The 18,105-nt window shown below is 32.6% G+C and carries 10 protein-coding genes; 8 read left to right on the top strand and 2 right to left on the bottom strand.

Annotated features, from left to right (window positions below):
• Positions 1–146: 146 nt before the first annotated feature.
• Together E9099_RS09100 and E9099_RS09095 are read left to right on the top strand one after the other, a co-directional pair.
• Positions 147–3,455 carry a DUF2723 domain-containing protein gene (locus tag E9099_RS09100; protein WP_136583340.1) on the top strand — a complete coding sequence of 1,103 codons (3,309 nt, stop codon included), beginning with the start codon at positions 147–149 and terminating at the stop codon, positions 3,453–3,455.
• Positions 3,456–4,082 (top strand): polysaccharide deacetylase family protein, encoded by a 627-nt coding sequence (locus E9099_RS09095; protein WP_136583339.1) that lies wholly within the window; start codon positions 3,456–3,458, stop codon positions 4,080–4,082.
• On the opposite strand, the gene E9099_RS09090 is transcribed toward E9099_RS09095, so the two are convergent.
• The gene (locus tag E9099_RS09090; RefSeq protein WP_136583338.1) at positions 4,079–4,375 is read right to left on the bottom strand and encodes a thioredoxin family protein; all 297 of its coding nucleotides are present in this window, start codon (positions 4,373–4,375) and stop codon (positions 4,079–4,081) included. The genes E9099_RS09095 and E9099_RS09090 overlap by 4 nt on opposite strands.
• A 53-nt stretch (positions 4,376–4,428) precedes the next feature.
• The gene (locus tag E9099_RS09085) at positions 4,429–5,658 is read right to left on the bottom strand and encodes a metallophosphoesterase (RefSeq protein WP_136583337.1); all 1,230 of its coding nucleotides are present in this window, start codon (positions 5,656–5,658) and stop codon (positions 4,429–4,431) included.
• Between the two features lie 172 nt (positions 5,659–5,830).
• On the opposite strand from E9099_RS09085, the gene E9099_RS09080 reads away from it, so the two are divergent.
• The 6 genes from E9099_RS09080 to E9099_RS09055 all read left to right on the top strand — a co-directional run bounded on the left by E9099_RS09080 (position 5,831) and on the right by E9099_RS09055 (position 18,103).
• Complete coding sequence (locus tag E9099_RS09080) at positions 5,831–7,504, top strand: MFS transporter (RefSeq protein ID WP_136583336.1); 1,674 nt, start codon at positions 5,831–5,833, stop codon at positions 7,502–7,504.
• A gap of 136 nt (positions 7,505–7,640) precedes the next feature.
• Positions 7,641–10,496 (top strand): DNA polymerase I, encoded by a 2,856-nt coding sequence (gene polA, locus E9099_RS09075; protein ID WP_136583335.1) that lies wholly within the window; start codon positions 7,641–7,643, stop codon positions 10,494–10,496.
• A gap of 200 nt (positions 10,497–10,696) precedes the next feature.
• Positions 10,697–11,755, top strand: a complete 1,059-nt coding sequence (locus E9099_RS09070) for a DNA cytosine methyltransferase (protein ID WP_136583334.1) — start codon at positions 10,697–10,699, stop codon at positions 11,753–11,755.
• Positions 11,745–14,645 carry an ATP-binding protein gene (locus tag E9099_RS09065; RefSeq protein WP_136583333.1) on the top strand — a complete coding sequence of 967 codons (2,901 nt, stop codon included), beginning with the start codon at positions 11,745–11,747 and terminating at the stop codon, positions 14,643–14,645. Before E9099_RS09070 ends, E9099_RS09065 begins: the two co-directional genes overlap by 11 nt.
• 1 nt (position 14,646) lies before the next feature.
• Positions 14,647–16,194 carry a response regulator receiver domain gene (locus E9099_RS09060; RefSeq protein ID WP_136583332.1) on the top strand — a complete coding sequence of 516 codons (1,548 nt, stop codon included), beginning with the start codon at positions 14,647–14,649 and terminating at the stop codon, positions 16,192–16,194.
• 4 nt (positions 16,195–16,198) lie between these two features.
• Positions 16,199–18,103: an MrcB family domain-containing protein gene (locus E9099_RS09055; RefSeq protein WP_136583331.1), complete on the top strand. Its 1,905-nt coding sequence runs from the start codon at positions 16,199–16,201 to the stop codon at positions 18,101–18,103.
• Positions 18,104–18,105 lie beyond the last annotated feature (2 nt).

Here is an 18,105-nt window from a genome sequence, read left to right as displayed (position 1 = left end):
GTAATGCGAGTGCAAATTTAAGATAAATATTAACTCTCACAAACTTTTTTTAAAAAAAATATCAAAAAGAACTTAACGTTAACTTAAAAACCACGCCTGTTCCATAATAATTACTAAATTCGCATGACATAACAAACCGATATTTTATGACGTCATTTAACTTTAGAAAATGGAACTTAATTCTTAGCTGGTTCGCTTTTTTAATTGCACTTATCATTTATACTCTTACCGTAGAGCCTACAGTAAGCTATTGGGATTCTGGTGAATATATATTAACTTCCTCCAAACTACAAGTAGGTCATCCACCTGGAGCACCCCTATTCCAAATGCTTGGAGCAGTATTTTCCGTATTTGCTTTAGCACCTTCTCAAGTCGGTTTTTTAATGAATATGATGAGTGCAGTCTCTAGTGCTTTCGCTATTTTATTTATGTTTTGGACCATTGTTTTATTACTAAAAAAAATAGTTGGTCAGCCAGAAAATCTTGAAAACGGTCCAAAAATAGCAATTTTAGGAAGTGCTTTTGTCGGAAGTTTAGCATTTGCCTTCACAGATTCGTTTTGGTTTAATGCTGTAGAAACGGAAGTTTACGCTATGGCAACCTTAATTATGACTGTTATGTTTTACTTAGGTTTACGTTGGGAAGCAGATATGCATAAACCTAAAGGTAACCGTTGGTTAATACTTATTGCGTTTGTTGTTGGTTTATCTTTTGGGATTCACTTTATGGGACTTTTAACCATTCCTGCTATTGGATTAATCTACTATTTTAAAAACTACGAGACAATAACAGTAAAAAACTTCATTATTGCCAATGTAGCCTCAGTTGCTGTATTACTGTTTGTTTTCAAATTAATGTTTCCTAACGTTTTACGCTATTTTAGTATTTTAGAATTGTTTTTTGTAAACCAAATAGGACTACCTTTTAATTCAGGGTCCATTATTGCTGGTATATTATTGATCGCAGCCTTCTATTACGGATTAAAATACACTAACACAAAAAAACTATATAACTATAACACTGGTATACTTTGCCTCTTATTTGTATTGATAGGTTCTTCAACTTGGTTAATGCTTCCTATTAGAGCTAATGCGAATGTTGTTATTAACGAAAACAATCCTTCAAGCGCGCGAGAACTTTTAGCCTACTATAACCTGGAGCAATATCCAGAAACTCATTTATTTTACGGTCCTTTATTTACCGATCAATATACTGGTTTAGACGAAAACGAACCTTATGTAGATGACAAACCTAAATACGAAAAAGACGAAGCTGCTGGTAAATACATTATTGTTAACAATTACAAACGTGCTAAGCAAAATTACAACCATAAACAAGCCGCCTTTTTACCAAGAATGTGGAGTGGTGAAAATGCCGAAAACTACATGTTATTTACTGGCTTTTTAGACTTTAACTTGAAACCGGAATATCAAGGAGAAAACACTTTAGTGCAGTCTGTAATTGACTTTAAAAATGATGTTGCTAAAGGTTTTGTGGATTACGAAGATTATCATAATTTTTTAAAACAATACGGACAATTCGTCACTATAGAAAAACCATCTTTAGCGAGCAATATTTCTTATTTGTTTGAATACCAACTAGGCTACATGTACTGGCGTTATTTTATGTGGAACTTTACTGGTCGCCAAGATGATTTACAAGGACGTTATGACCAACATGGCAACTGGATTAGTGGTATCAAATTTATTGACGAATGGCACTTAGGTCAGTCTCAAGACAATTTACCTAGTGACGTTGCACAAAACAAAGGTCGTAACACGTATTATTTCTTTCCTTTAATATTAGGACTTTTTGGTCTGTTTTTCTTATTTAATAAAGACAAAAAAACATTTTGGGTCACCTTAGTCTTTTTCCTATTTACAGGATTAGCTATTCAAGTGTATACCAACGTTAGACCATTTGAACCTAGAGAACGTGATTACTCTGTAGTGGGCTCATTTTATGTATTTGCAATATGGATTGGTTTAGGGGTTTATGCTATTTTCGATTTACTTAAAAAATATGTAGCAAATAGTGTTTTAGCTCCTGCTGTCACACTAGTATGCTTATTATTAGTACCTACACTAATGGCCTCACAAAATTGGGATGACCATGATAGATCGGAAAAATACACCGCTCTAGCTATGGCCAAAAAGTATTTGGATTCTTGTGGTGAAAACGGAATACTATTCTCTATTGGAGACAATGACACCTTTGCCTTATGGTACGCGCAAGAAATTGAAAACTATCGTACAGATGTTAGGGTTGTCAATACAAGTTTATTCCAAACCGATTGGTATATTGACCAAATGAAGCGTAAAGCTTACAAAAGTGATCCTATTCCCTCTACTTTAACCCATGACAAATACAAACATGGCACAAGAGAGTACCTTATCAAACGCCTAAGATCTAAAGACACTTTAGACATTGGTACTTTTATGAATTTTATAACTAGTGAAGACCCTAAAACGAAGTTAAAGTATGCGTTGCAACAAGAAGGAGAAGACCCTAGCAACTATCCTGAACAATACTTAAATTCTAATTACTTCCCTGTTGAAAACATTAGAGTTCCTGTAGACAAACAATCGGTCTTAGCTAATGGTCTCGTAAAAGCTAAAGATGCTGACTTAATCGAACCTTATTTAGATGTTACTATTTCTAGTAATGCTATTACCAAAAACAGATTACTAATGTTAGACATTGTTGCTAGCAACAATTGGGAGCGTCCAATCCACTTTACTGGTGGTGCGTTTAGTGATGAAGACTACATTTGGATGAAAGACTATTTACAGTTAGACGCCATGGTCTACACATTAGTCCCTATAAAAACCCCTGTTGCCAGAGCAAATCCATTTGACATGGGACGCTTAGATACGGAGTTTATGTATAATAAAGTAGTTAATTGGGATTGGGGTAACAGTGGTAGCGATAAAATTTACCATGATACAGAAACCAGACGCAACTCTATTACTTACAGAGGTAATTTAGCACGCTTAATAGAACAACTAATCAATGAAGAGCAATTAGATAAAGCTGAAGAAATAGCAGATATAGCTATGAAAAACATGCCTGTAAACAAGTATGGCTTCTACACCTTATTAGAGCCTTATATTAGTGCTTACTACGAGGTTAATAAACAAGATAAAGCAAGACAACTATTTAAAGATGTTGCCTCTAAATATCAAGAGAGTTTAAAATATTATAGTACGTTAACAAAAGACAATCAAGATAACAACTTTACAGAAATATTGACAGATATTGAACGCTATAAAGCCTTAGTTGACGTTTTAGTACAATATGATAAATCATTTGCTCAAGAGGAATCTAAGATCTTCACAAACTACCTAGAGCTATTTAAACAATACTACGATAATGAACCGGAGGTTGAAACGAATCCAATCCGCACGGACAAAGATTTACTACAACAATTAGACACGGTCTTAAAAAGCGAATAAATGCCTGTTTTTCCTGCAAAAACACCAAAATTAATCCAACGCCTTTTTCCAAAATACATTTGGAAAAAGGCGTCTTTGGATAAAACACTATACCTAACGTTTGATGATGGACCAACTCCAGAAATCACACAATGGACTTTAGATATCTTAGCACAATATAATGCTAAAGCCACCTTTTTCTGTATTGGAGAAAATGTAACAAAATACCCTGATATTTTTAAGGCAATTGCTAAAGCAGGACACGTTATTGGTAATCATACTTTTAACCATCTAAAAGGTTGGCAAACAAATACGGAACAGTATATCAATAACACATTAAAAGCGCAGCAAGTTATTGCTCCTAGTACTAATGGCCTATTCCGACCTCCATTTGGAAAAATTAAAAGAAGCCAAGCTAAACAATTACTTAGCAAAGGTTATAAAATTGTTATGTGGAGTGTATTGTCTTACGACTGGGAAGTTAAAGTCTCACAAGAAAAATGCTTAAACAATGTCATTAACAATGCTTCGCCAGGAAGTATTGTCGTGTTTCATGACAGCATAAAAGCATCAAGAAACATGCAATATACCTTACCTAAAGTTTTAGAGTATTACAGCAAAAAAGGCTATCTATTTAAATCACTTTAAACAAATTTCTGAACGATTCCAATTAAGGTATTAGCGTCTTGCTCTCCGCTTTGACGCCATTTCATTTCACCATTTTTATAAATAATTAAGGTTGGTAAACCTTTGACACGCAATGCCTCTGATAGCTCTTGATTTTTCTCAACATCTATCTTAATTACTTTTGCTTTGTCACCAAGTGCTGCTGCTACATCACGTAACACTGCATGCATGGCTTTAGACGGCTCATTCCATTCTGTAAAAAAATCAAACAGTACAGGTATTTCGACATCTATTAATTCTCCAAATTTTGACATTTGATATCAGTTTAATTAAAACTTAATTACTAAAATATAACATTTAGATTAAATTAAGCCATTTGCTTCCCTTTTTTAAGTTCTATTACGGTTATTTCTGGCCAAATTCCTACACGCCCTGGGTAGGCTAAATAACCAAACCCTCTGTTAACGTTAATGTATTGCCCCTTTTCTTTATAGATTCCTGCCCAATGTTTATAACGCCATTTAATTGGACTCCATTTAATCCATCCTGGGATTTCTATCCCAAACTGCATACCGTGTGTATGTCCACTTAGCGTTAAGTGGTAATGGCAATCATGCGCTATTACTTTTTCATCCCAATGCGATGGATCATGAGACATTAGTATTTTAAAATCGTTAGCACCAATATTGGACGATGCAGTATCTAAATCTCCAGACTTTTTAAAACCACCTTTCCCCCAATTTTCCACACCAATCAAAGCCAAACGCGCTCCTTCTTTTTCAATATATCGACTTTCATTTAATAATAAATCAAAGCCCATATCTTTCTGAATGGATTTTAACTCGTCTAAATTAGCTTTTTTCGCTGCTGCGGAATCCCACTCAACATAATCGCCATAATCATGGTTTCCTAAAACAGAAAACACACCATCTTTAGCAGCTAATTTAGAAAAGGTGTCTTTCCAATCATACATCTCGGACGCCTTATTATTAACTAAATCACCAGTAAACAAAATCACATCTCCTTTTTGCTCATTAACCAAATCGACTGCATAATTTATTTTTTCTTTATTATCGAAACTTCCCGCATGGATGTCACTGATATGTGTCAAACGATAACCATCAAACGCCTCAGGCAAATCATCAAAATGTAGTGTGTATTTTAAAACCTTATAGTTGTAACGTCCTTTATACATTCCGTAAAGCAAACCAGAAAATGGTATGGCTGCCAATCCCAAAGCGACTTGACTAATAAATTTACGTCTTGAGGGTATGGTAAATGATTCTCTTGTAATAAAAAACCGATCATACAACCCAATAAAACCACGAATAAGATCCTCTCCAATTAAAAGCGGAACAATCACCAAGTTTAAAGACAAATAGGCTAACATAAATCCAATAGCATAACCACGCCCGCCTGAAATAACACGACCTACACCAGGTGAAGAAAATTGATAAACAACATTAGCTGCGACTAAAAAAGCGATACCAAAAAACAAGTAATGTACCCATGCAGATTTAAATACAGTTTTTATAGCTTGATAACCGTAAACTGTAAACACTATATATACAATGGCAATAATAAGATAACGAATCATAGTCTAATTTGATGTTCAAAAATAGCGCTTTCAAAATGTATATATCTTATTATATTGTTAAACGTTAAACCTCTAAAACAATCTATTTACAGCGTTTCTGCGATAAAACGATTTTACTTTTTGCTCTCCAGAAAACATTTATAACTATATTTAGCACTATAAAACTACCTAAATGAATAACCAAAACAACAAATCTGCTTTAACCACTTTAGTAACAGTCTTCTTTTTCTGGGGATTTATAGCAGCTTCAAACGGTGTCTTTATTCCGTTTTGTAAAACGTATTTTAATATTGATCAATTTCAATCTCAATTAGTAGACTTTGCTTTCTTTGGAGCCTATTATATTGGTGCTTTGTTGTTATTTATTATATCCAATACTTTAAGAAAAGACATTCTTAATAATTGGGGGTATAAAAACGGTATTATTTATGGCTTATTGTTATCTGCTATTGGTGCCTTTATCATGTATCCATCGACTTCTGGAGCAGAACAAGGTCAAACTGGTGTGTTTTATTTAATATTAGTCGCTTTATTTATTGTTGGTTTAGGATTTTCGTTACAACAAACCGCAGCAAACCCTTTTGTAATAGCTTTAGGTGATCCAAAAACAGGCTCGCACAGACTAAATTTAGCAGGAGGAATAAACTCCTTAGGAACTACAATTGGACCCATAGTTGTTAGTTTTATAATCTTTGGATCTACACATTGGTCTACTCAAGAATTAGCTCAAAAAATTAATGATAACGAGATTACATTAATCACCGTTCAAATGCTATATTTAGGTGTTGGTCTTTTATTTTTAGTAGCTGCTGCCCTATTTCATTTTTCAAAAAAATTACCCGCTTTAAAATCAGAGACTGCTTTTGAGCCGGCTAATAAAGCAAAAAACTTATTAATTGTATTAACCATAATAATTATGGGCTGTTTTGGCTATATTTTCAGCACCTATACAGGAACAGAGACCGCAACAGAAAACTTAGAACATACCAGACTAACCTTATTAATCATAGCTTTAGCTGCTGTAGTAGGCGCGCTAATATTCGCATACTCTAGCGCATCAAAAAAACCAGAAGGTTGGGGTGCCATGAAATACCCACAATTAGTATTGGGGATGTTGGCCATTTTTACTTACGTAGGTGTAGAAGTTACGGTTGGAAGTAATTTAGGCGAACTTTTAAAACGTGCAGTTGGAGACACCAATTTAAACACACTAGGATTACCAACATTAAATGATGCTCAAATAGCCCCTTTTATCTCATTATATTGGGGAGGATTAATGATTGGGCGTTGGGTAGGCGCCATTACAGTCTTTAACCCAAGTAAAGGATTAAAAAAATGGCTACTTATTATTGTGCCTTATGTCGCTTTAGCGGTAGTACTTTCTGCAAACAGACTTGCTGGAACTATATTTTCGACCAACGAAATATTGTTTTTTGCGATCTGTATAGCGGTGCAAATAGGAGGTTTCTTTTTAGCTAAAGATAATGCTGTAAAGACCTTAAAAATATTCAGTTTATTTGGGGTATTAGCCATGATTATTGGTTTATCAACTACTGGTAACGTCGCTTTATTTGCCTTTTTATCTGGCGGATTGTTCTGCTCTATCATGTGGCCATGTATATTTACTTTAAGTATTGCAGGTTTAGGAAAATACACCTCTCAAGGGTCTGCTTTTTTAATCATGATGATTTTAGGTGGTGCCATCATACCGCCATTGCAAGGTAAATTAGCTGATGTTTTTGGCATACAACCGTCTTATATTGTTGCAGCTTTATGTTTTGGATATTTACTTTTTTATGCTTTCTGTACAAAAACCGTTTTAGATAAACAAGGCGTAACATATTAAAAAAACAGACGCGTTTTTAAAAGGAACAAAAAGCATCATGTTATTTGTTCCTTTTTTTTATGGTCAGATGTTAATAAATTATAAAGCAAACCTGCGTTAAGTTTTGTAGTTTTGGTATTCTATCAAAATTCCAATTATGTCAGATAACAAACGTGTATTTCTAGTAGATGCTTTTGCCTTAATTTTTCGTGGCTACTATGCCTTTATAAAAAACCCAAGAATCAACTCTAAAGGCGTCGATACGTCTGCGGTTATGGGATTTATGAATTCACTTTTAGACGTCATTAAACGCGAAAGACCAGATCATTTAGCCGTTTGTTTTGATAAAGGAGGAAGTGCGGACCGTGTAGAACTATTCGAAGCCTACAAAGCCAATCGTGACGAAACACCGGAAGCCATTAAAATTGCAGTCCCAATTATACAGGAGATTTTAAAAGCCATGCACATCCCAATTATGGTAAAAGCAGGTTTTGAAGCCGATGATGTTATTGGTACTTTGGCAAAACAAGCCGAAAAAGAAGGTTTCCAAACCTTTATGGTAACGCCAGATAAGGATTTTGCGCAATTAGTAAGCGAAAACATTTTTATGTACCGCCCAATGTTTGGTGGAGGCTATGAAACTTGGGGAATCCCAGAAGTACAGAAAAAGTTTGAAGTTACGGATCCGTTACAAGTTATTGACTTTTTAGGGATGATGGGAGATGCCAGTGATAACATTCCGGGTTTACCAGGTGTTGGAGAAAAAACAGCCAAGAAGTTTTTGGCAGCCTACGGAAGTATGGAAAATCTTTTAGACAACACACACGAGCTAAAAGGCAAAATGAAAGAGAAGATTGAAGCCAATAAAGAGTTAGGTTTATTATCTAAAAAACTAGCAACAATTATGCTAGATGTTCCGGTGACTTTTAACGCCAAGGATTTTGAGTTAGACACGCCGGACATTCCTAAAGTGACTGAGATTTTTCAGGAGTTAGAATTTAGAAGACTAATAGATAATTTTACAAAAACATTTACATCTGGTGCCGAGGCTACAGCACATAGCAACGACAAGGCTTCAGTTAAAAAAGAAGTAAAAGTAACACCAAAAGAAGCAGAAAGTGCCGGAGCAGGTCAATTCAATTTGTTTGGAGGCGACCCAAGTTCCGCGACAGCGACATTAGAAGACAATACATTTGCACGCAAAACAGCCGCAACCAACAGTCACTTTTACCAAAGCGTTGCGCCTGGGATGGCAACCACATTATTTATTAAAAATTTAATGAGCCAAACATCCGTGTGTTTTGATACCGAAACCACAGGTTTAAACCCGTTAATTGCAGAGTTGGTTGGGATTTCATTTTCATGGGAAATTGGTAAAGGCTTTTACCTACCGTTTCCGGAGGACAAAAGCGAAGCACAGGACATAATCGAAGCCTTACGACCATTTTTTGAAGATGAAACTATTCAGAAAATTGGCCAGAATTTAAAATACGACATTAAAGTATTAGCCAAATATAATCTGCAAGTAAAAGGCCCATTATTCGACACCATGTTAGCGCATTATTTAATTAATCCAGACATGCGTCACAATATGGATATATTGGCAGAAACGTACTTAAACTACACGCCAATTTCTATTGTGGAGTTAATTGGTAAAAAAGGAAAAAATCAATTATCCATGCGCGATGTTCCGTTAGACAAACAAACGGAATATGCAGTAGAAGATGCCGATATTACATTACAACTTAAAGAGCATTTTGAAAAAGAATTAGGCGAAGCCAATACCAAAAAATTATTCACAGATATTGAAGTGCCTTTAGTACGCGTTTTAGCAGCAATGGAACTGGAAGGTATTAATTTAGATGTGCCTTTTTTAAACACGTTAGCGCAAGATTTAAACAAAGACATCGACACTTTAGTCGCTAAAATTTACGAGGTTGCTGGCGAAGAATTTAATATCGCCTCTCCAAAACAATTAGGAATTATTCTTTTTGAAAAACTAAAACTAGTAGACAAACCTAAAAAGACCAAAACGGGTCAATATAAAACAGGAGAAGATATCTTATCTGCTTTAGCAAAAGAGCACGAAATTATTAGAGATATCTTAGAATACCGTGGGTTAGCAAAACTAAAAAGCACGTACGTGGACGCCTTACCGTTACAAGTCGAACCTTCTACAGGTCGTGTACACACAGATTATATGCAAACCGTTGCGGCTACAGGACGTTTAAGTAGTAACAATCCTAACTTACAAAACATACCAATCCGTACAGAACGTGGACGACAAGTGCGTAAAGCCTTTATACCACGTAATGACGAATATACTTTATTAGCTGCCGATTATAGCCAAATAGAACTGCGTATTATTGCGGCTTTAAGCGAAGAGGAAACCATGATTGAAGCCTTTAAAAACGGAGAAGATATTCACGCTTCTACCGCTGCAAAAGTATTTGGTGTGCCTTTAGAAGAGGTCACCCGTGAGCAACGTAGTAATGCCAAAACCGTAAACTTCGGGATTGTATATGGTGTTTCTGCTTTTGGATTAAGCAACCAGACTGATTTATCGCGTGGCGAAGCCAAAGAGCTTATTGACACCTATTACGAAACCTACCCAAAGCTTAAAAAATACATGAGCGCTCAAGTCGAGTTTGCGCGTGATAATGGGTATGTAAAAACCGTTTTAGATCGTAGACGTTACCTTAAAGATATTAATAGTGCCAATGCTATTGTGCGTGGCGCTGCAGAGCGTAACGCGGTTAATGCACCAATACAAGGTAGTGCTGCAGATATTATTAAAATTGCCATGATTAATATTTATAATAAACTAGAAGCTGGTAATTATAAAACTAAAATGCTACTGCAAGTGCATGATGAATTGGTTTTTGATGTTTACAAACCTGAACTTGAGGAAATGAAAACATTAATTAAAACCGAAATGGAAGGTGCTTTTGTAATGGAAGTTCCTTTGGATGTGGAAATGGATATTGGATTGAATTGGCTGGAGGCGCATTAGGATTTGAGCAGTAAAACCTAACCAAAGCCTTGAGACCACTTAAATTTAATTGATTATTATTGTAATCTTTACTAAATTGTCTTTTTTTGTTGAATGTAATTTGTCTTAGATATTACACATACTTGATTGATAGGTTTTATACAATATGTTATAGAAATGAGGATAAATGAAGACAAAATATTAAAGCTTAATATTAATATATGGGAAATCTAAAAGCTGTTGATTTTTTCTGTTCTGGTGGAGGCATGAGCTATGGAATACAAAAAGCTGGGATACAAATTCTAGCAGGAATTGACTTTGATGAAACTTGCAGTGAAACATACGAAGCAAATATTAAAAATGCTGAATTCATACATGCTGATGTCTTTGAGTTGAAAGAAAAGGATCTTGAAAAAAAATTATCATTAAAAATAAACGATGATGAACTAGTGCTAATTGGCTGCAGTCCGTGCCAGTTTTGGAGTATTATTAATACCACAAAAGAAAAATCGAAACAGTCAAAAAATTTATTAATAGAATTTCATCGTTTTGTATCCTACTTTAATCCGGGCTATGTGATTGTAGAAAATGTGCCAGGTGTATTACGCAAAAAAGAAGAAAGCGGTCTTAATGAATTTATAAATTGGCTAGAAAAAAAAGATTACACAGTTCATTTTAAAGTGCATGAGGTAAGTAATTACGGAGTACCGCAACACAGGAAAAGATTTACATTAATAGCAAATAGAATTAACCAAATTAAATTGGAACCTATAGCTGTAAAAGGAAAAAAAATAACAGTTAGGGATGTGCTAGGAGAAAAGAATGGTTTCCCTAAGGTTAAACCAGGACATAAAGACAATTCAGAATTTATGCACACTGTTGCTGGTTTAAATGAGCTAAATTTAGAAAGATTAAGTTTAACTCCTAAAGATGGAGGCACTAGAATGGCTTATGTTTATGATAAACGATTAGCTCCGCCATGTCATTATATGAAAACTGATGGGTTTAAAGATATTTACGGTAGAATGTGGTGGGATAAACCATCACCAACAATAACAACAAAATTCTTTAGTTTCTCTAATGGGCGTTTTGGACATCCAGAAGAAGACAGAGCTATTTCTATCAGAGAAGGTGCTGTGCTACAGTCCTTCCCTAAAACCTACAAATTTAAAGGAACTAGCGTAGCACGTATTGCCAGAATGATTGGTAACGCTGTTCCTCCAAAATATGCAACCGCTATCGGTAAAGCAATAATACAAAATCACAAGAATGCAATTTAGAACCAAAGCAAGAGCAGTAGATTTACTTGGTAAAGGTCAAATAGCAGATTTACCTACTGCAATTACTGAGTTATGGAAAAACGGGTATGACGCCTATGCAGATAATTTAACTGCTGAAATTTATTTAGACACTTATAAAGACGTTAATTCACCATTATTTGTAATGACAGATGATGGTAAAGGAATGTCTAGAAATGATATATTTGAAAAATGGTTAGTACTTGGTACAGATTCAAAAAGTAGAACAACATTAGAAGAAAAAGAAAGTGAGGAAACACTTTGGCAAAAACCAAGAATAAAAGCTGGTGAAAAAGGAATAGGAAGATTATCTGTTGCTTTTCTTGGTAACCCAATGCTAATGTTTACAAAAAAACAGGGGCATCCTTTACAAGCCTTATTTTTTGACTGGAGATTATTAGAGAATTATAACCTTTTCTTAGATGATGTAGATATTCCTGTAGAAGATATTGATAGTATTACTGATTTACCTTTTAAATTTGAAAGATTAAAAGAATCTTTTCTTAAAAATTTTGATAAAGAGAACGACACGGATGGCAATTATATTTGGGAAGAAAAACAACTAGGGTTAAGAAGAGATATTGAAAACTCAGTTAATAATTCAGAAATCCCAAATTTTTTGTCAGAAAAATTACTTACTGATTTATTAGATGTTCAAAATAGTCACGGAACAAAATTTATAGTATTTGAGCCTTTAGAACAAATAGTGGATCTAACTAAAAATGATGAAGATGATCTTGAAGATAGACAATTTGTGATTTCAAGTTTATCTGGTTTTACAAATGATTTTAAAAAAGATAATAATTTAATAAAAACCTCAATTCCAATTTATAAAGAAATTGAGCAGGAGTATGATTTTTTAACTTCAGAAGGAAAGTTTTTCACATCCGATGATTATGATTTAGCTGATATTATTATTGAAGGAATATTTGATGGAACTGGAAAATTTAATGGGAAATTAAAAATATATGATGAAATAATAGATTACACATTTCTTAACCCTAGGAAAATTGATTCAAGAAATGATTATGGTAATGTTATTATCAAGTTAGGTTATAATCAAGGTAAAGAAAATGAATCTATACAAGATGACATATCATATAACAACATAAAGAAAAAAGTAAAAAACTATGGAGGTCTATATATTTATCGTGATGATTTTAGAGTTCTACCATATGGAAGACCTAACGCTGATTTTTTAAGATTTGAAGAGAGACGTTCAAGAAGAGCTGGGTCATATTACTTTTCATATAGAAGAATGTTCGGCTATTTAGGTTTAACCCGTGATGAAAATTATAGATTAAAAGATAAATCAAGTAGAGAGGGCTTAATTAATAATGGAGCTTACAGAGCTTTTGAAAGTGATTTAATTCATTTTTTTTTAGACTTGGCTAATGAGTATTTTTCAGATAAGCCTAACAAAAGCTTGTTTAGGGATAAAATGGCTCAAATAAAAGAAGAAAGTGAAGCAATAAAAAAAGATAACAAACGAGCTATTGTAGAGAAAAAAGCTTTTACTAAGTCATTAAAAGAATACCCTGATAAATTTGAAAAATATCAAATTGAATATCAATCTATTTTGGAACAGTTAGAAGAGAAAACAAATGCATCTAATGTATTGTACTCCGATATTGAAAGTTTACTTGATAGACTGCACACTCTTGATATAGAATTTAAAAATTTAATACCCAAAGTACCTAAAAGATATAAACCAACCGATACACAATTAGATCGTTTAGATAAGTATGAAGATAAATTATTAGGCTTCAACAAAACGATTAAGAAAGATAGTACCCAATTAATGACCAAAGTTCAAGAAAAACTTGAAGTCAAAGAATTGAAAGTGGAATTTACCAAGAATTATCAAAAATATAATGGTACACTTGAAAAGATTATAACCGAAAATAGAATCCAATTAAAAACTAAATACGATAGCTTGTTGAAGGATTTTTCTTTCAGATCGAGAAGAGTCATTGATGAATTAAATTTTGAAAAAGATAAGATTGTCAACTCAATAGATTCAAAAGAAAGTGTACTAATTGAATCTGAAAAATTATCTTCAAAATTTGAATTTTTAAGAGATCAGATAAATAAAGAGTTATCACCGTTAGTTGAGCACTTAAGTAAATTAAGTTTTGATATTGATGAAGAATTAGTTCAAGGAGCTTATAAAGCCGAATATGACACCATCAAATATAAATGGGAACAAACTAGAGAAACTGCACAATTAGGTGTTGCTGTTGAAATTATAGACCACGAGTTTAATCAGTTGTATGCTAAAATAAATAGTTCTATTGATAAATTAAGTGGGGTTAGTCTTTTTACAGATGTAGAACAATTTAACTTTTTGAGACAAAATTTCAAACAATTAGAAGACAAATATGATTTACTATCTCCACTATACAGGATATCTGGAGTTGTACCTAAAAACGTTTCTGGATTAGATATAACTAATTATTTAATGAGGTTTTTTGATAGAAGAATTGATGATTACAATATAAAATTCCATTCTACTGAAGCTTTCAAAAAGTGCTCTTTAACCATAAAAGAGCCAGTTATCCATACTGTATTTATAAATATAATTAACAATGCAATTTATTGGATGAGAAATAAAGAACATCGTGAAATTTTATTGGATTATAATAATGAAACAAACGAAATGATTATTTGTAATTCTGGATTAAAAATTGAAAATCATCGAATAGAAAAAATATTCGATATATTTTATTCTAACAGACCAAACGGTAGAGGGATAGGTTTATATCTTTCTAAACAAAGTCTAAATGAAAGTAATTTAGATATATATGCTACTAATGATAAAGAATATAATGTGCTTAGTGGCGCTTGTTTCGTTATAAAACCAATGTTATAATATGACTTTAAATCAAAAAACAAAAGAAATAATATTGGATTCAATCAAATCTGCAATTTTTATAGATGAAAAAGCTTTAGAGCCATATAAAGTTAAACCTAGAAATCCATACCCAGAAGTTGATTTATCTATTAATCTCCTTAAAAAATTTAAAGAAAAAGGTATTTCTTTAGCTGTACATAAATTTTCTCCTAGCGACCTTCAAAATGAAGAGCGACTAAAGTATTTTTTTAAAAGAAGAGATTTAGTATTACTCGATTGGCGTCTTGATGGTAATGATGGAGAGGAGCATTCTTTAAATCTATTATCAAAAATAGTTAAAGAGAAGCATATTCATTTTTGCTCAATTTTCACTTCTGAACATAATAAGAATGTAATTATTGATAACTTATCTACTTATTTTTCGGGATATAATTTAGGGTACTATCAAAATATAATTGACGAGTTAGATATTTATAGAGATGATAATTTAGCTTCTTTTAACCAAATATCATTTAATGATGATAAGTTTAATGGAACCCTTTTTAATGCTTTTAGATTAATTGATGCTGGATTACCAAAATTAATAAAAGATTGTACAGGAATTACATCATTTGGTGAAGCACTTATTCAAGTACGTTACGCATTTTCTAATTTGCATAAATCACTAGAGCCTAATCCTAAGTTATCTCATATAAATAGAACAAATTTCAGTCTTAACATTAACAATACCATTATAACTATTATTCCTAAATCTGAAAATAGTGCTATTAAGATTTTAAACAGATTAGTAGACCAAGTAAGAAAGTCTGAAAATAACCTTTCTCAATTATTAGGTTTAGATATGCAAAACAGTTTTACTAATAATGCTTCTTTTATTGATGAAAATTTATTAAACACTAGTATTAATACTTTAATGTATCACCGGAAACAGCTAAAGGTTCATAACTTAGATTTAGAATTTAATAATTTTATAAAATCAATATTATTAGAACATTCGAAATTAAAATTAGAAGACTCAGACTTAAAGATACTTGAAGAAAAGTTTCTAAATAAGATATCAAAGCAAAATTATAAAGTTTCTGATAATGAGATAGCAGTATTAAATGCATTTTATAATGGCACCACTCTAAAAGAAAAGAAAATATTGAATTTTGGAGATATCTTTAAAGGAGAGAATAATACTTATTATTTATGTATAACAGCACTTTGTGATTGTATTTTGCATAATGGTGAAAGCAATATTGACTTTAATTACTATTTTGTAAAAGGAAATTCTATTCCTGTGGAAGAAGGTATAAAAAAAGGTGATGGAGGATTTATTTCTTATATAGACTCTACAACTTGTATTTTGTGGGGCCAAGAGTATGTGAAACCAAAACAATTTTTTGTAGAAAACCCTTTACTAGTAAATAATAAAATAAGAATAGAGTTTAGAGATAAACGAAGAGTATTAGTCAAAAAAGACATTGAATATGTGTTTACTCTCAAACAAAATTATGCGCAAAGAATAACAAATCATAGTTTTAATCACCCTATAAGAGTAGGTGTTGATTTTGTAAAAACTTAGTTTTATGATAATACAATTCACTAGAGAAGATTTAATACAAGCTATAAAGCAAATAGATAATAATTCTGAGTTACTGTCAGGAAGACATTCTTCTACTTATGATCTAATTTTTGAAGGAAAAAAGTATCCTCCAATATTAATATTGTCAATAGCTAATAAATCAAAAAACGGTAAAGATCTTAAACTTTCAGATTTTGGAAATAATACAGAACAACCATTTAAAATTCTCCGCGAAAATGGATTTAAAATTGAATCTAAAAAAAACGAAACAACTTTGAACCTAATAGAATTTATAAAAGTTGCAAATGATCAAGAAACTGGAAAAGGAACAAAAGATTCAGCAACTCAATACAAGAGACATAATAAAGGCACATTAGAAGGTCTAAAAATTGAAATGTCCTTTGGTGTTGGTCGTGCTTCATCTATTCCTTGGATAGCGTTTACAGGTTTTGGGCAAACAGTAAAAGATGGAATATACCCAGTTTTCCTATATTACAAAGAATACAAAAAACTCATTTTAGCATATGGTTTAAGTGAAACAAATACACCAAGTCACAATTGGTCTCAAACAAATGCCAAAGAGACAATAAAACAATACTTCCAAAAAGAACTATCTATAAACACGATAAAATATGGCACATCGTATATTTATAAAACTTACGATATAGCTACATTGCAATCAGATGAGGTATTACACAAAGATTTAAAAACCCTTATTAACGAATATAATTTTTTATTCTCTGACAGCATAGAAAAAAAATCTACTATCAAAGAAATTAAACAAGTAGATTTTAATATTTCCTCTTTCGAAGAAAACTGTAAAATCTCAGGTCTTAACTATAATTCTCAGTTAATAACAAGATACGTTTCTTCATTAGCAACAAAACCATTCGTTTTACTTAGTGGTTTATCTGGTTCTGGTAAAACAAAATTAGCACAAGCTTTTGCACAATGGATTTGTGAGAACGACAAACAATATTGTATTGTACCTGTCGGAGCAGATTGGACAAATAGAGAGCCACTTTTAGGCTACGTTAATGCATTAAACAACAAAGAATACATTTTACCTGAAAATGGTGCATTAAAACTACTTATTGAAGCCAATAAAGCAAACAATAAAAATAAGCCCTATTTTTTAATTTTAGATGAGATGAACTTAAGCCATGTAGAGCGATACTTTGCAGACTTTTTAAGTATTATGGAATCTAAAGACCAATTGAAGCTGCATAGCGACGTTGAAGATAAAGGCATTGTGTCTTCTCATTTAAATTGGCCAAAAAACTTATTTATAGTTGGGACAGTAAACATAGATGAAACTACATATATGTTTAGTCCAAAAGTATTAGACAGAGCAAATGTTATTGAATTTAGAGTTAACAAAGATGACATCTCTAAGTTTTTAGATGCTCCAACCGAAATTGATTTTACAAACCTAAACGGTAAAGGTGCTGGAATGGGAGAAAACTTTATAGAGATTGCTTCTAATAAAGAATTCCCAAAAGTAAAAACAGACAAACTAAATGAAAAATTGGTTCTGTTTTTTGAAGAATTGAAAAAAACGGGAGCCGAATTTGGCTATCGTACTGCAACAGAAATACACAGATTATACAACCAATTAACTACATTGGATAATACAATGCTTGAAGAAGCAAAAATAGACATTGCCATTATGCAAAAGCTTTTACCAAAACTACATGGTTCTAGGCGTAAACTTTGTCCTATTTTAGAAACTCTAGCTTCGTTTTGTGTTGTTGAAAAAACAGATGTTTTAAAAGCCTTTTTAAACAATAAAGAAGCTATCGATTATAAAACAAACACAAGTGTTTTATATCCTTTATCTCTAGAGAAAATTACTAGAATGTATAAAGGCGCAGTAGACAATGGTTTTGCAAGTTACGCAGAAGCTTAACG

The sequence above is a fragment of the Psychroserpens sp. NJDZ02 genome, from assembly GCF_004843725.1.
In the GTDB taxonomy this organism is placed as follows: Bacteria; Bacteroidota; Bacteroidia; order Flavobacteriales; family Flavobacteriaceae; genus Olleya.
The sequence above is the reverse complement of the archived record's forward strand: the minus strand, read 5'-3'. Positions and strand labels throughout refer to the sequence as shown.

What these genes read in the sequence shown, in the direction of transcription:
- E9099_RS09100 (WP_136583340.1), top strand. Translation starts at nt 147, where the DNA reads ATGACGTCATTTAACTTTAGAAAATGGAACTTAATTCTTAGCTGGTTC.
- E9099_RS09070 (WP_136583334.1), top strand. Translation starts at nt 10,697, where the DNA reads ATGGGAAATCTAAAAGCTGTTGATTTTTTCTGTTCTGGTGGAGGCATG.
- E9099_RS09080 (WP_136583336.1), top strand. Translation starts at nt 5,831, where the DNA reads ATGAATAACCAAAACAACAAATCTGCTTTAACCACTTTAGTAACAGTC.
- E9099_RS09095 (WP_136583339.1), top strand. Translation starts at nt 3,456, where the DNA reads ATGCCTGTTTTTCCTGCAAAAACACCAAAATTAATCCAACGCCTTTTT.
- E9099_RS09060 (WP_136583332.1), top strand. Translation starts at nt 14,647, where the DNA reads ATGACTTTAAATCAAAAAACAAAAGAAATAATATTGGATTCAATCAAA.
- E9099_RS09085 (WP_136583337.1), bottom strand. Translation starts at nt 5,658, where the DNA reads ATGATTCGTTATCTTATTATTGCCATTGTATATATAGTGTTTACAGTT.
- E9099_RS09090 (WP_136583338.1), bottom strand. Translation starts at nt 4,375, where the DNA reads ATGTCAAAATTTGGAGAATTAATAGATGTCGAAATACCTGTACTGTTT.
- E9099_RS09055 (WP_136583331.1), top strand. Translation starts at nt 16,199, where the DNA reads ATGATAATACAATTCACTAGAGAAGATTTAATACAAGCTATAAAGCAA.
- E9099_RS09065 (WP_136583333.1), top strand. Translation starts at nt 11,745, where the DNA reads ATGCAATTTAGAACCAAAGCAAGAGCAGTAGATTTACTTGGTAAAGGT.
- polA (WP_136583335.1), top strand. Translation starts at nt 7,641, where the DNA reads ATGTCAGATAACAAACGTGTATTTCTAGTAGATGCTTTTGCCTTAATT.